The organism is Psittacicella hinzii (genome assembly GCF_003585935.1).
Lineage (GTDB): Bacteria > Pseudomonadota > Gammaproteobacteria > Enterobacterales > Psittacicellaceae > Psittacicella > Psittacicella hinzii.
This window is the reverse complement of the sequence record NZ_NRJG01000064.1, coordinates 1-15936: the sequence shown is the minus strand read 5'-3', so window position 1 is coordinate 15936 and position 15936 is coordinate 1. Positions and strand designations below refer to the sequence as shown.

Below are 15936 nucleotides of genomic sequence, written 5' to 3'. Positions count from 1 at the left end.
TTAACTTATTAGCTTTATTTGGTAAAATAAAGCAGAAAAATAATATTAACCAACTAATTAATAGGCTCTTACTATGTTAGAAAAAACCATCAAGATAGTAGAGCGTACCCCATCTCGTCTTTTAGGTTTAAAAGATCAGATTAAAGATTATATTTTTTCAAATCGGGACATTACAGACGTAAACCAATTAGATTACAGTTTACGTAATCTTGAGAACCCGATGCAGTTTAAAGATTTAAATAAAGCCGTTAAACGCTTAATTAACGCTTTAATTGAAAATGAAAGCATTGTAATTATTGGTGATTATGATGCTGATGGGGCGACTTCTACTGCCTTAGTTTATATGAGTCTAAAAAAATTAGGCTTTACCAATGTAAATTTCATTATTCCAGATCGTATTATTCACGGTTATGGTTTATCTCCAGCTTTAGTGGATTTAGCTATTAGCGAACACAAAGCTAATCTAATAATAACTGTTGATAATGGTATTAGTTCTTTTGACGGGGTAGAATACGCTAATTTTAAAAAATTAGACGTTATTATTACCGATCACCATTTAGGTTCTGAGCAAACTCCAGCAGCCTATGCAGTAATTAATCCGAATCAAAAAGGCTGTAATTTCCCGTCGAAGAATCTAACAGGAGTAGGTGTAGCTTATTACTTAATGAAAGTTCTAAGTTACTACATTCATGAGCAATTTAATCAAATTGCCCAAGCTGTTAATATGGCAAATGCCATTATCTACGAAAAGATTAATATTATTCTGGCGCAAAAAGATCAAGCTGGAGAAAAGTTAAATTCTGCAGAAATCGCTTTCTTACGTAGTAATCTTAATCATTTCTTAGATAATTTTGATGCAGCCTTTAATCCGGATCAATATTTAGATTTAGTTGCCATAGGTACAGTTGCTGACTTAGCAAATTTAGACTACAACAATCGTATTTTAGTTGAGCAAGGTGTACGTAGAATACGTGCTCATCATTGTTCAATTGGGGTACAAGCCATTTTACGTATCCAAAAAATCAATAATATTGATTTTTGTGCCGATGACATTAGTTTTAAAGTAGCACCGCTTATTAATGCTATTGGACGTATGGATAACATGGTTAAAGGCGTAGAATGTTTAATAGCACAGGACGAACGTGTAGCCGAGTTAATAGCTTGCGAAATGGCTGAAACGAATAAAAAACGTTCAGCTGTACAAGCCGAAAACTCCCAACAAGCTCTAGATCAATTTGATGCTAAATTTAAACATTCTGATAGCTATTCGATTTGTCTATATGATCCTAATTGGCATCAGGGAGTAATAGGTTTAAACTGTTCAATTATTAAGGATAAGTATTGGCGTCCAACGTTTGTGTTCTCTACCGATGAGGGGGGATTAATTAAAGGTTCTGGTCGTTCAATAAATAATCTACACATTAAAGACTGTTTAGATACTATTGCTAAACGTTATCCAGATTTAATTGTTAAATTTGGTGGGCATTCAGGTGCTGCTGGGGTAACAATTCGTGAAAAAGATTTTGCACTCTTTGCAGAAGCTTTAGAGTTAATTGTACGAGAAACAGTATCTCCAGATGATATTGGACAAGAAACTATTTATTGTGATCTGGAATTACCAGTAAACTATATTACTTTAGAGTTTGCTAAAGAATTAGTAAGACTTGGTCCATGGGGTAAAGGTTTCCCAGAACCTGTATTTAAGAGTCGTTTCAAAATTTACAGTAATCCACGTCTAGTAGGACGCTCGAAAAGAGATACCTTACTCTTAGAATTTATGGATGCTAATAATAAATGCCATTCAGGCATTAAATTTAAAGCAACGCCAGAATTAATATCTTCATTAACTCCCGAAATGGAAGTGTATTACACTATGGCAGTTAATAGATATTGTGGTCGTGAGTCTTTAAGTTTAATTATTAAACATCTTGTACCAATAAATTAGAAATAAAAAAAGATCCTCAAGTAAAACTTGAGGATTTTTTTATTAAACGAATGGAGGCGCGACCCGGAATCGAACCGAGATAGACGGATTTGCAATCCGCTGCATAAGCCATTCTGCCATCACGCCTTAAGAAATCTGTCTTTCAACAAGAAAGTACGCCCATTATAGCCGACTAAAAACTACTTGTCAAGCTAATTTAGGCTAAATTTAAGCCGCCTGTACTTAACTTATTGAAATATCTTAGGAAAAGTTTTTAAGTTTAAGAGCTCAATTTTTAAAATTGAGCTCTTAAAAAATAATTATTTATTTGGCATTAGCACGCTAAAGCTTTTAGCTAAATCTAATAAGAATGTTTGATAAGCGCCTGGAGCAACTGCAATTTTATTACCTAGAGGATCAAGTACTTCGACTTTGGCATGAGCAGCTTTAGCAATTTTTTGCGCAATTGCTAAGTTAAATTGCGGTTCAGTAAAGATATATTTAACGTTATCTTTTTCCGCTTTTTCATGTAATTCGTTTAAAACTTTTACAGATGGATCGATAGATACGTTAAAGTAAATTGCTCCCTTATTATGTTGAATAAAGTTATATTCTTTTTCAAAATAAGTATAAGCGTCATGGTAAACATAATAGTTAGCCATTTGTTTACCATTTAATTGTTGTTTGATAAGTTGATTAGTTTTAGCTAATTCTTGTTCAAAACGTGCTAAGTTTTGTTGAATAGTTGCTTTGTGTGCAGGATAAATACTAATTAATTTATCTGCAACTTTTTGCGCGACAACTTTAGCGATTGCTGGACTTGTCCATAGATGATAATTAGTTGATAACTCATCATGTTCATGGTCATGGTCGTCATGGTCGTCATGATCGTGATCATGTTTATCGTCATGGTCATGTTTATCGTCTTTGTCGTCGTGTTTGTGATCATGATCTTTATCATGTTTATGATCGTGATGTGCACTTTTCACTAACAGGGCTTTTACTTCAGGAATATCACCTAGTTCTAGAACTTGTGCTGGACGTAAGCGTTTATTCTTTAAAGTTTTACCTAAACTAATTTCCATATCATCATCAACAAAGATTAATAAATCAGTGTTTTTAATGAGAGAAAGATCTTTAGGAGTTAGTTGAAAAGTATGCGGAGATTGTGTGGCATTGATTAATACTTGAGTATTAGTAACATCTTTAGTTAAGTCAGACGCAATAAAACCTAAAGGTTTAATTGACGTTAATACATCAGCCGCAGCTGGATTTGCAAGAGTCGAGAAAGCTAGCACACTAGCAGCAATTAATGTCTTTTTCATAGAAGTATAAAGATTAAATTGATAGGATATAAGCCGCAGCTTACCATAAATTGCTAACAACCGCAGTTCTTAGCTTGTTGTCCTTATAATAGCATAATTTTGTGCTTTTACTTTGAATTTTGCCGATTGTTCAGTAATTGAACAGTACCCCTCAAATAGTGATACACCACAGAGCAGAGATTCTAAACACAAATAAGAAATGGTGCAGCTTAGTGCACCATTATTTAAGTATTTTTAATTTAAGTTATTTTTCCGCTTTTGCATGTGTGCGTTCAGCATCTTTAATAATTTGATTTAGTACATGAGACGCTGCAAAGTTTGCAAAAGTAGCTGTAACAGCTGTTGCTGATCCATAGCCGTTATTACAGTTTAAACTTTTAAGATCACAAGCCTTTTTATTCGGAGGTAGTTTCATTTGTTCTACAGAGTAAACCGTTGGTACTACGAATTTTTTATCCTTAAAGCGCTCTTTGTAGCCGTACTCACGACGTAAGCGATTACGGACATTAGCAATAAGAGGATCTTGTGTAGTTTCAGTCATATCTGCAAGACGAATTTTTGCAGGATCAACTTTACCACCAGCTCCGCCACAAACTACCAAACGGTATTTGTTACGGCGACAATAATTAATTAAAGCCGCTTTAAGTTCAGCATTATCAATGGCGTCAATAACATAAAGATGTTCTGGTTCGATTTCAATCTCACCTTCAGCAAAACAAGCGTTTGTATAAGTATGAGGTCGAATAATCTCACTCATATTATCCGGAGTTAAATACTCGTCATAAATGATAACCTTAGCTTTATCATTAATGCTTTCAATACGGTCATTTAGAGCTTCGCTTTTTTGTTCACCGATAGTATCAAAAGTAGCAATGAGTTGACGATTAATGTTTGACGTACAAATATCATCACCATCGACAAGAATGATGCTACCAATACCAGTACGAGCTAAAGTTTCAACTACCCATGAACCAACGCCACCTAAACCGATTACAATCACTTGTGCACGACTAAATGCATTTAAAGCGAGTTCTCCGTATAAACGATAGATACCTTCAAACGCTAAAGCATAACTACGAGCATAAGATTGTAAATCTGGATTAACGCTTTTTGTCGTCATGGAGTAATCCTTTTAGCATAGAAAAACTTTTCTCAAAACTCTCGTAACCTTTAATTGTTGCATAACCATCATCGGTAATCATAATAGGATAACTTGAAATTAAATATTTATCCATTAGCTTATCAACTGTTGGTAAGAACATTGAAGGAGCATTAGCAAGAGGAATATCTGCTGAGTTTTGTTGAATTAACGCAAAACGTTTATTTGCAGGTTGATTAAGAATGTAGCTTACTTTTAAGTTTTCATTTGCTTTACGATAGTTTACGTAAGGAACAAAAGTTAAAGATACTCCTTGATCTAAGAACTTTTGCACATCAGCAATAAGTTTATGACAGTAAGGACATTCAATATTAAAAATTACATAGGCATGTAATTTTTCATTTTTAGCTTTAACGTTAATAAATGAATTTTTATAGGGTTCTAAATCTTGCACCATGGCGTAAGAAATTAGATCTTTGCTCATTTTCAGCTTAGTGTTGTATTGATAAACACGATCAATCGAGAAAGTTGTTGAATTGCCGTAAAATGAGACAAAAGAGTAAGGTGTTGAAACGATTTTTACGTTTTTATTTTCGTAAACTAAAGAGTAGTTATCAACTCCTGCTGCTTTAAGCGTATACTGCTGATCTGCAGTGAGATCGGCAAAGCTCATGGTACTTAAAGTTAATAACCCCATTAAGCAAAGAGATTTTAAACTTTTTTGCAACATAATTAGTTGAATGAAAAAGAATATAGTTTAAATGTGAATACTAATCCGCTATAGACGAAAAATATTACCAGACTAACTGATTAAGTTAGATGGCTTATATAGCTTAGATAGCTTAGATAGTTTAAATAGCTTAAATAGGCTAATCTATAAAATAATGGTAAATCTAAGAAAATAATACGTAGATTTTGAGAGAACTTAAGTAATTACTTAAATTCTCTCTCTTTTGAGGACTTTACATACTTCCCATATGCTATTTAGCTTAACGCATAGTTACAAATTCTTCAGAACCTGTTGGGTGAATAGCCACTGTATTATCAAAATCAGCTTTAGTAGCGCCTATGCCCATAGCAACCGCAAAGCCTTGGATCATTTCATCTACGCCAAAACCAATACCGTGTAAGCCAATAACTTTTTCTTCAGTACCTTGAACAACTAGTTTCATATAAATTTTTTCAGGGTATGAAGTTACGGCATTTAACATGGCATTAAATTTACTTTTATAAACTTTAATCCCTTGAGGATTAGTTTGGGCATCAAATTTGCCATATTTTTCTAAGGCAACTTTTTCAGACATCCCTACAGTACCAATAGCCGGATGGCTAAAAATTACTGTTGGAATTAGACTATTACGATCAAAGTGTAAGCCTTGTTTACCGTTGAATAAACGTTCTGATAATAAACGACCGGTTTTAATTGCAACTGGCGTAAGCGCTGGAGCATGAGTTGCATCACCTAAAGCAAAAATATGCTCAAAATTAGTTTGGTTTAGTTCATTAGTTAGGATATATCCTTGTTGATCGACTTGGACTCCTACTTTATCTAAACCTAAATTAGCCGTATTAGGAGAACGACCAATAGCCCACACTAAAAACTCACTATCAAAAGTGCCTTGATTAGTGTGTAAACGCGTTAAACCATTCTCTAACTTCTCTACTTTTTCGTAGCTAATATTGCCAACGTGTTTAATACCTTGTTGTTTAAAATTTTCTAACAACTCATCGGTAATATCATTATCAGCCCAACGTAATGGACGATCACCACGCGTTAAAAGAGTAGTTTCAACGCCAAAAGCGTTTAACACTCCAGCAATTTCTACGGCAATATAACCAGCTCCAACGATTACCGCTGATTTAGGTAAAGTTGTTAAAGCAAAAAAGTCATCAGAAGTATTACCAAATTCAGCCCCTGGAATAGCAGGATAATCGGCTTTACCACCTGGACTTAAAGTAATGTACTGTGCAGTATAAGTCTGCTCCTTACCTTGAGCATCACGTACGAGAACCGTGTGCGGATCTACTAAGCTTGCCCAGCCGTTGATTACTTGGACTTTATTATTGTTAAAACCGTTTTGGTAAGATTTATGTATACGCGCAATATAAGCTTGACGTGCTGCAACCAGCGTACTGAAGTTTACAGCATTAACATCAACGTCAATCCCGTAATCTGCAGCTAAATGATTAATATTACTTAGTAAATTTGCGCCATTCCATAAAACTTTTTTTGGTACACAGCCTACATTTACGCAAGTACCGCCAATATCAGAAGCTTCAATTAGCGCAACTTTAGCGCCATGCATCCCAGCGCGATTAGCCGTAGCAATACCACCGCTACCGCCGCCAATTACTAAATAATCAAAATCGTATTGATAAGTCATGTTTGTGTTTGAGTTGTTGTTATGATTGAAATTAACTATTTATTCGCTTTTAACTTCACGATAAGCTGCGTTTTCTAGTTCACCTGATTTTAAAGCTTGTTTATGTAGTTTACGAGATACGGCAACGTACACATTGTTTCCGCCAATTTGTACTTTTGCTCCTGAAGTTTGTGGCATGCCTTTTTCATCTAAACGTAATACAAAGGTAGCTTTTTTACCAGTTGAACATATAGTTTTAAGTTCGACAATTTCGTCAGCCCAAGATAAAAGCCATGTTGAACCTTCAAAAGGTTCTCCTAAGAAATCTGTACGAATTCCGTAACAAAGTACCGGAATATTATCATAATCTACGATGTCAGAAAGTTGTTTAACTTGTTGCGCAGTTAAGAATTGGGCTTCATCGATAAGTACTGCGCCTATAGGAAGATTTTTATCTTCGCTATCTTTGAGCGGTAAATCTTGTTGACATATGCGCTTAAAAGCTTCGCGCATATCAGTGTTTTTATCAAATGGATAAGCCTTTTCTTTAATTCCTAAACGTGAAGTTACATATAACTCGGTACTAGTTAAATTACCTTGAGCATCGCGGTTATCACCATGAAAATTAAAGAGAATGGTGTTAAAACCTCTTTCTTTATAGTTATATGAAGCCTGTAAAAGGTTCGTACTTTTACCCGCATTCATGGTGGAATAATAAAAGAACAACTTAGCCATGATAGATGTATTTCCCTTTGTTTCTATTGCTTTAGATTATACAATACTTGAGCTATATATTTTATAACAAGAGACAGGCATAAGTGAATTTAGCATATTAAAAAGGGCAACCGTATCGGTCGCCCTTTTTAAATTCTGAATAAAAATTAAATGCTTATAAGCTTCTACTTAAGAATTAAGCGAAGTAACGAGTTTCGCCAGCACCCTCGAGATTATCCACACAACGAGTACATAATTCTGGGTGGTTAGCATCTAGACCCACGCTTGGGTCGTGGTGCCAACAACGATCACATTTAGGAGCTTCGTATTTTTGTGCATGTACAGCAAAACCTGCTTCTGGTTTTTCAGCTAATTCAGCAACGTCTTTAACTGTTAATTTAGATACTAAGTATACATATTTAGCTTCTTTACCTAGAGTATCGAATAATTTGTATACATCTTTATCAGCGTAAACAGTTAATTCTGCGTCTAATGAAGCACCGATTACTTTGTCTTTACGTAAAGTTTCCAATGCGATATTAGCTGCATCACGAACTTCTAATAGTTTATTCCAATCTTGATCTGAAAGTTTAGTGTCATTGTCAACTAAACCATCGAAGTGGTAAGCCGTAAATACATATGGATCACGTTCACCTGGTAATAATTCCCAAGCTTCTTGTGAAGTGAAGCTTAGAATTGGACCCATCCAACGCACTAAAGCTTCAGCAGTATAGTACATTGCAGTTTGTGCAGAACGGCGAGCTAAACTATCTTCTTTTAAGGTATAAATACGATCTTTAGCTGTATCTAAGTAGAATGAACCTAATACAACCGAACAGAATTGCATTAGAGTTTTAACTACTACGTGTAACTCGTATTTTTCGTAGTCAGCACGTAATTGTTCTTGATATTTTTTCGTTAATGACACTAAATAACGGTCTACAGATAGCATTTGATCAAATGGTACGCAATCTTTTGCAGGATCGAAACCATTTAAGTTTGCTAATAAGAAACGCATAGTGTTACGGATACGACGGTAAGTATCAACAGAAGATTTTAAGATTTCATCAGAAACACGGATTTCTGTTGTATAGTCAGTTGCCGCAACCCATAAACGTAGGATTTCTGCACCGTATTTTTCATTAACTTCTTGTGGAACTACAACGTTACCGATAGATTTAGACATTTTTTGTCCTTTACCATCTACGATAAAGCCGTGAGTTAACACTTGATTATAAGGAGCTTTAGTTGTAACACCAGCTGCGATACAAATTGAAGACATGAACCAACCACGGTGTTGATCCGAACCTTCTAAGTATAAGTCAGCGTCACGACCTTTAAATTCAGGACGTAATTTAGTTACAGTTTGACTTGTAGATCCAGAGTCGAACCATACGTCTAAAGTATCTTTAGCTTTAGTATAGTAAGGTGCATCATCGCCTAAAAGTAATTCATTAGGCGCATCCCACCATGCTTGGATACCGTCTTTTTCAACTAACTGTGCTACTTTTTCGATAATCTCTAAAGTATTAGGGTGTAAGTCACCTGTTTCTTTATGAGTAAATACTGGAATTGGCACACCCCAAGTACGTTGACGAGAAATACACCAGTCAGGACGTCCGCTCACCATGTTTTCAATACGTGGTTGACCCCAAGCTGGAATCCAACGTACACGTTTGATTTCATCTAACACGTTTTGACGTAAGCCTTGACCATCCATACCGATGAACCATTGTGGAGTTGCACGGTATACTACTGGAGTCTTGTGACGCCAACAGTGAGGGTATGAGTGAAGAATTGAAGTTTTAGATACTAAGCGACCAGCATATGCTAATTCTTTAATTACAGGTACGTTTGCATCAAAGATTTTTAAGCCAGCGAATTTAGGAACATCTGCTTTGAACTCTGAGTTATCATTAATGATATTAGCTAAACCAATACCATAACGTTTACATACGTCAAAGTCTTCAAGACCGTTATCTGGAGCAGTATGTACTAAACCTGTACCAGCATCTAAACCAACGTGATCACCTAAGATAAATGGTACGTCATGACCAAATAATGGGTGCACGAAAGTTAATAATTCTAATTCTTTACCAGTAACAACGTTACCAACTACTTCATAAGCAGCAAATTTACATGCTTTAGCAACTTCTTCTACTAATTCTTTAGCTAGAACGAAGTAACTTGGTTGCGCAAAGTATTCGTTGTTTTCTACTGTTGCTTTAACTAATACGTATTCGAATTTCTCATTTAAAGAAATTGCACGGTTACCTGGAATTGTCCATGGAGTTGTTGTCCAGATCATTGCGTACGTAGGTACACTTGTGTCTGTAACACCGAATACGTTGTTAACTTTAGCTGCATCTTGAGCAGCAAAAGCTACATAAATTGAATCTGATTTTTTATCACGGTATTCAACTTCAGCTTCAGCTAAGGCCGAGCTACAGTCCATACACCAGTAAACTGGTTTGTGACCTTTGAACATGTGATTCTTTTCAACTAATTTACCTAAAGTACGGATAATTCCTGCTTCAGTATCATAGTTCATTGTTAGGTAAGGGTTATCCCAATCACCTAATACACCAAGACGTTTGAAGTCTTTACGTTGTAATTCTACTTGTTCTAAAGCATATTCACGACATTTTTGTCTGAACTCTTTAGCATCAACATTAACTCCAGGTTTACCTACTAAACCTTCTACTTTTAATTCAATTGGTAAACCGTGGCAGTCCCAACCTGGAACATATGGAGAATCGTAACCTTCAATGGTTTTAGCTTTTACGATAATATCTTTAAGAATTTTATTTAATGCGTGACCTAAGTGAATCGCACCGTTAGCATATGGAGGACCGTCATGAAGAATGAACATTGGACGGTTTTCACGTGCTTTACGGATTAATTGATATAAATTGTCTTTATACCATTTTTCTAACATTTTCGGTTCGCGTGTCGGCAATTCACCACGCATTGGGAAATCTGTTGCAGGCAGATTTAATTTGTAATTATTTTCACTCATAATATTTAGTTGATAAAAATTCTTAAAAAGAATAAAGATATTAAGAAAAATTAAATCTTTGCTACTAAAGTTAAAGACTCTTATGATCAAAGATTCTAAGCATTAGAATAATTGACTTGGTCTTATTACATAAGCAAAGATATTGAATGGATACGTTTTGGTTGGATTTGGTTCTTCTTTAAATAATATTAGCACAATAAAAATTAATTTGGCAAGTAGCAAACGCAAAATTAAGGCACAAAAGTTTAGGCCTTATTTGGGCTAGGATTAAAGCCAAAGGTAAGATTTTTATTAGGAGTTAAATTTATTAAATAACTATTATAAGCTTTAACAAGCAAAATTTTGGAATAAATTTAAGAAAAGGAGCTAGCTCACGCTAACTCCTTTATTTAAATGATTATTCACCACTTACGCGTAAAAGATTCCAATATTTATTGTAAATCTCGATAGCTTTATCACCTAAATCACGGTTAAAAGTTGCACGTTCAAATACCCATTTTGGTGGGAAAAGGATATGACTTTGTTGCCATGATTCTGGTAGGAGTGGTTTAATTAAATTATTTGCAGGTAAAAAGCCTAAGTTTTTAAGTACTTCAACTGCGTTTTCCGGTTGTAGTAAAAAGTTAATAAAGGTATAAGCTGCATCTACATTTTTTGCATTTACAGGGATCATAAATGAATCGATAAATTCAATTGGACCTTCTTCTGGCCATACAACATCGATATCATCATAATCAACAGAACCTCTAAATGCCGAACCTGACCAAATCATGCCTGTTTCAACTTCACGATTTACGTAAGGTACTTCAGGAGCATCCGAGTTATAAGTTTTAACCTTTTTAACTAGAGATTGTAGCTTTTGGTAAGCTAATTTAATTTCGTCTTCATTAGTGGCATTCGGATTTAGACCTAATGATTTTAGCGCCATTGAAAATACATCACGCTCATCATTAAGGAGAACTAAATCTTTATATTCAGGTTTCCATAAGTCTGCCCAAGATTTAAGTTCTAAATTAGGGGCATAGCTTTTGGCAATCGCAATAGTCGTAAAGCCATAAGTATATGGAATAGAATATTTATTGCCTGGATCAAATTCTAAATTTAAAGTTTCAGGTACAACGTTTTGTACTTGTAAACGAGTTAAATCTAATGGTTGAACTAATTTTTCAGCAATTAAGCGAGCAACATAGTGGTTTGATGGTACTACGATGTCATAAGGTTGGTTCGAATTTGTACTTAATTTTAATTTAGCGTACATTTCTTCATTACTTTCGTAGGTGGTATATACCACTTCAATACCAGTTTCTTTAGTGAACTTGCGTAGTAAGTCACTTGTAATATATTCGGTCCAGTTATAAACGTATAGTTTCTGGGTAGGTTTAGTGTTACTTTTTTCAGATTTTGAACCGAGGAAATAAAATGCTCCGGCAATAATTACCAGAATAAGAATCAAGAAAGAGAATAATTTAGTCTTACTCACAAGCTGTGCTCTTTACAATAATGTTGAAAATATCCTAATTTACAAATAGGGGTGTTCGACAAAGTTTTTGCTTTTAGATTTTAGAGCTTCTCTATATTATTTTGAGCTGTAAATATAGAGATTTAAAATAAAAAATTACGTTTAATTATAAAAGCATTTAAGGCTGATTGCTATAAAAATTTAAGCTAGATTTTAAGGTTTTTAAACCAATCGGTCTAGTGTAATCTTAGTGCATATCTAGATACCTGTTTTTCAAGGCAAAATTAAAGCCTCAAAATAAAAATTTTGAGGCCGAAAATTATTTTCTTACTAAGATTAAATTGTCAGTTAACCAACCGCCAACACCATCTTTAAGAATATAAACTTTGGTGAAACCTTGCTTTTTAAGATCTTTACCTAATTCTAAAAGGTTTAAACCATCTTGGTTTACTAAAACCACAGGGCGATCTTTATATTGTTCGATTTTACCCACGTTTTGCGTTTTAATATCTGTAGGTAGTAAATGTACAGCTCCCTGAATGTGACCTGATTTAAAATCTTGCACTGAGCGTAAATCTACAATTACCCCTTTTTGAGAATTAAGAAGAATAGCTACCATGTTGTTGCCAATTACTTCAATACCTGCAAGTTTATCTTGCACAAAAGTAATTAAAATAGCTACTAAACACACTAACCAAGCAACAGATAAATAAGGGTGATTAAAGAAAAATTCCATAGGTGTCTAAGAGTGCCTTTACTATGAGTTTAGAGCAGCAAGATTAGTTTGCTGCAAAATAGTCTTATGGGTTAGATTATACTCTAAATCCTTGATCCATGTAAAGAAATTGATAAAAGCAAGCAGTTAAATTTTTGCTTAGAGGTTAATAGTTTATTTAGTCAAGTATATTTTTAACGTATTTAACTAAAGGCTGAAAATACTATTAGATATCTTGCTACAGTTATAGTTAATTTAAGCTAATGAGAAAGGACTTTGTCAGTGACAAAGTCCTTTTAAGGTAGTAAACAATCTACTAGTCTAAAGTTTTTTTGCTTACAAATGATAAGTCATCATTTAAAGTGTAAACAATAGGTTGACCTGTAGGGATTTCTAGATTAAGAATATCTTCATCAGAAATGCCTTCAATGTGTTTAGATAGAGCACGTAAAGAGTTACCGTGAGCAACAACTAAAACTACATCACCTTTTAATAATGCTGGAGCAATTGCGTCTTCCCAGTATGGTAATGCACGTTTTAAAGTTAACGCTAAAGATTCATGATCAGGAATAACCGCTGGATCTAATAGTTTGTAGCGACGGTCATTGTGAGCTGAATCTGGTGAGTTACGATCCATTTCTGGAGGTGGAACGTCGTATGAACGTCTCCAGATGTGAACTTGTTCATCACCGTATTTTTCAGCAGTTTCTTTTTTGTTTAAACCTTGAAGTGCACCATAGTGACGTTCATTTAAACGCCAGTTTTTAATTTGAGGTACATATAGTTGCTCTGACTCTTCAAGAATGATGTTACAAGTTTTGATAGCACGAGTTAAAACAGAAGTGAAAGCTACGTCGAATTGGTAACCAGCAGCTTTTAATTTTCTTCCTGCTTCTTTCGCTTCTTCAACACCACGCTCAGCTAAGTTTACGTCATGCCAACCTGTGAATAAGTTTTTAGCGTTCCATTCACTAAAACCGTGACGAACAAAAACTAAAGTTTTAGCCATTGTTTAAACCTCATAATAAGTTATAGATAGCTTGAAAAAGAATTGAAAACTATCTACTAAATAAACCTATAGATTAACGTTAAGAGCTACACTTCCTAGCGTTAATTTCGTGGATAATTATACCATATTAGCGCTAGAAATAATTAGCAAAATTATGTAAAAATAACGCTTGTTAGCTCTTGTTAATTAAAGTTATTTCATGGAAATATTTGTGAGAATATTTACGATAAATTACTTGTGAAGACTATAAGTAATTTAGACCTATTTGCAATATTGAGCCAAGGTTATAAATAACCAGTAACTAGCTGGTTGCAATTTGTTACTAACCAGTTACTAACAAGTGTTAATAAACTTTTACTAACCAGTTACTAGTTGATATCCTTCTTTTGCCCAAGCAGTGATGCCGCCATCCATAGAGTAAACATTTTCTACACCTTGTGCCATTAAGTCTAAAGCTTGAACTTTAGAAGCATTACCACGATAGCAGTAGAAAATAATCATAGTGTTCTCATCAAAATGTTCAGCTTCTTCATGAAAGTTTTCGGCTGTTAAGTGAACAGCACCTGGAATATGAGCGGCAATATATTCATCTTCGGTACGCATATCGAAAAGACAAATGTTAGCGTTTTCATCAAGAAGTTTTGTTACTTCTTGAATAGAAATAGTTTTTACTTGTTGTAGTCTAGACATAAATATATGTTGTTTTGCTAGGTTGATAAAAAATGAATTAAGTAAAACTTTATGTCATTGTGTAAATGTTACCTACCACAGCGATACAGTTAACAATTAACAAAATAAGATAAAGTTGCACAGGAAGAGTTTTGATGTAGTAAGTAAATATGTGAATAAGCAGATAAGGAAGTAGGTAAATAATTATTGGAAGTATATAAAAACAACAATTACTTACATAAAATTACCAGATAAGCTTACTAATTTTTATTAGCGGAATTACTAGATGAAGAGCTTTCGGTGAATTTTACCTCTTCAGAAACTCTTGCTTCTTCAGAGTTATTTGAGCTTTGAATATTTTCAGCCATATCCTTATTAATGCCTTGAGAAGTTTCAGCATCATTAAAGTTTAAACTTTCAGGCTTAAATACAGGTGTAGTTGCTGCCACTGTTGCCGTTGAAGAACTAAACTTCTCTTTTGGTGATTGACGGTTTTTATTGTAAATGAAGAGATAGATACTTGCTCCAACAATAATACAGTAACCGATTACTGCTAGCCAATCTGGGAAAGTTGTAAAGATAATGAAACCGAAAATAAAATTCCAGATTAAAGAAGTATAACTATAAATACTAATCTCTTTAGCTGGAGCATATTTAAATGAATAGGTTAAGGCAAATTGCCCAATAGCAGAGAAGATACTCGATAGTACTAATAAGAGGTAGTTAAATTCGTTACCTGTAAAACCTTGCCAGTTAGTTATTGTAGGATAAATCATACATACAATGATAAAGCAAGATAAATGGAACATAATTGTTGCTGGGTGTTCACCATTTTGTTTAGTAGTTAGGTAGCGAATACACATATAAGCAATGCTAACTAAAAAAGTACCTGCTAAACCTGCTATGTATGCCCAAATATCTGGATTACTAAATGTAGGTTTAATAATTAGAGCCACACCAATTAAACTAACGACAACAACTAAAGCTTGAATTAAAGTAACTTTTTCTTTTAAAAAGATGGCACATAGAATTAATAGTATTACACTATTAAGTTTAACCATCATGTCTGCGTCGGCTAAGCTAATTATATTTACCGAATAAATATATAACAGCATTGCTAAACCACCAGCAAAAGAACGCAGTATAAGTACTAAAGCATTATTGCGATGACCTAAAAGTTTAACTTCATGGTTTTTCTTTTGTGCACGCTTAACTAAAAAATAAGCAACAATAAATAAACCTATTCCACGAGAAAGTAATTTCTCGTAAGAACTGATATTAGTATTAATTAGTTTAAAACATAAACCCATTAGGGCTAATGCTAGTGCAGATATTAAAGAACAAAGGACTCCTATGCTTAAGTTAGTCATAATTTATTTTTAAATCTAGGTAAAGTTGGAAAGAATAAAAAGGCATGTTGCTATCATTTTATAAAGTTAGTATGGATTAACTTTTTAATGATATAAATATAATCAGCTAATATTCTGGGGAATATGTAAAAAGTAGTTAAATGGTTATATGAATAGCTTAATGATAGAATAGTTATATTAACTATACAAAAGCAGATTATGAAAATTGAAAAATACTAAATTTTCAAAATCTAATTAAAGTTTCTAAATTAATAAAATATATATAAATGC

Annotated in this window: 12 protein-coding genes and 1 tRNA gene; 1 reads left to right on the top strand and 12 read right to left on the bottom strand. The window is 34.0% G+C overall.

Annotated features, from left to right (window positions below; genetic code table 11):
* The first annotated feature begins 73 nt into the window (after positions 1–73).
* Positions 74–1945 (top strand): single-stranded-DNA-specific exonuclease RecJ, encoded by a 1872-nt coding sequence (recJ, locus tag CKF58_RS04200; RefSeq protein ID WP_119531285.1) that lies wholly within the window; start codon positions 74–76, stop codon positions 1943–1945.
* A gap of 51 nt (positions 1946–1996) precedes the next feature.
* On the opposite strand, the gene CKF58_RS04195 is transcribed toward recJ, so the two are convergent.
* The 12 genes from CKF58_RS04195 to CKF58_RS04140 all read right to left on the bottom strand — a co-directional run bounded on the left by CKF58_RS04195 (position 1997) and on the right by CKF58_RS04140 (position 15666).
* Positions 1997–2071, bottom strand: a tRNA-Cys gene (locus tag CKF58_RS04195).
* A gap of 173 nt (positions 2072–2244) precedes the next feature.
* Positions 2245–3249, bottom strand: a complete 1005-nt coding sequence (gene znuA / locus CKF58_RS04190) for a zinc ABC transporter substrate-binding protein ZnuA (protein ID WP_119531283.1) — start codon at positions 3247–3249, stop codon at positions 2245–2247.
* A 244-nt stretch (positions 3250–3493) separates the two neighbouring features.
* On the bottom strand, positions 3494–4369 hold the full coding sequence (locus tag CKF58_RS04185; protein ID WP_119531281.1) for a tRNA threonylcarbamoyladenosine dehydratase: 876 nt from the start codon (positions 4367–4369) through the stop codon (positions 3494–3496).
* Positions 4350–5045 (bottom strand): thioredoxin domain-containing protein, encoded by a 696-nt coding sequence (locus CKF58_RS04180; RefSeq protein ID WP_222987695.1) that lies wholly within the window; start codon positions 5043–5045, stop codon positions 4350–4352. Before CKF58_RS04180 ends, CKF58_RS04185 begins: the two co-directional genes overlap by 20 nt.
* Positions 5046–5337: 292 nt before the next feature.
* Complete coding sequence (gorA, locus tag CKF58_RS04175; RefSeq protein WP_119531276.1) at positions 5338–6732, bottom strand: glutathione-disulfide reductase; 1395 nt, start codon at positions 6730–6732, stop codon at positions 5338–5340.
* A gap of 39 nt (positions 6733–6771) precedes the next feature.
* Positions 6772–7446: a thymidine kinase gene (locus tag CKF58_RS04170; RefSeq protein WP_119531274.1), complete on the bottom strand. Its 675-nt coding sequence runs from the start codon at positions 7444–7446 to the stop codon at positions 6772–6774.
* Between the two features lie 175 nt (positions 7447–7621).
* Positions 7622–10444, bottom strand: a complete 2823-nt coding sequence (gene ileS / locus CKF58_RS04165; RefSeq protein WP_119531272.1) for an isoleucine--tRNA ligase — start codon at positions 10442–10444, stop codon at positions 7622–7624.
* Between the two features lie 397 nt (positions 10445–10841).
* On the bottom strand, positions 10842–11924 hold the full coding sequence (locus tag CKF58_RS04160) for an ABC transporter substrate-binding protein (protein WP_119531270.1): 1083 nt from the start codon (positions 11922–11924) through the stop codon (positions 10842–10844).
* A 298-nt stretch (positions 11925–12222) separates the two neighbouring features.
* Positions 12223–12639 (bottom strand): rhodanese-like domain-containing protein, encoded by a 417-nt coding sequence (locus tag CKF58_RS04155; RefSeq protein WP_119531268.1) that lies wholly within the window; start codon positions 12637–12639, stop codon positions 12223–12225.
* A 295-nt stretch (positions 12640–12934) separates the two neighbouring features.
* A complete protein-coding gene (locus CKF58_RS04150) occupies positions 12935–13627 on the bottom strand; it encodes a 2,3-diphosphoglycerate-dependent phosphoglycerate mutase (protein ID WP_119531266.1) in 693 nt (230 codons plus the stop codon).
* 357 nt (positions 13628–13984) lie between these two features.
* A complete protein-coding gene (locus CKF58_RS04145; protein ID WP_119531264.1) occupies positions 13985–14317 on the bottom strand; it encodes a rhodanese-like domain-containing protein in 333 nt (110 codons plus the stop codon).
* Positions 14318–14556: 239 nt separating this feature from the next.
* The gene (locus CKF58_RS04140; RefSeq protein WP_119531262.1) at positions 14557–15666 is read right to left on the bottom strand and encodes a DMT family transporter; all 1110 of its coding nucleotides are present in this window, start codon (positions 15664–15666) and stop codon (positions 14557–14559) included.
* Positions 15667–15936: the final 270 nt, after the last annotated feature.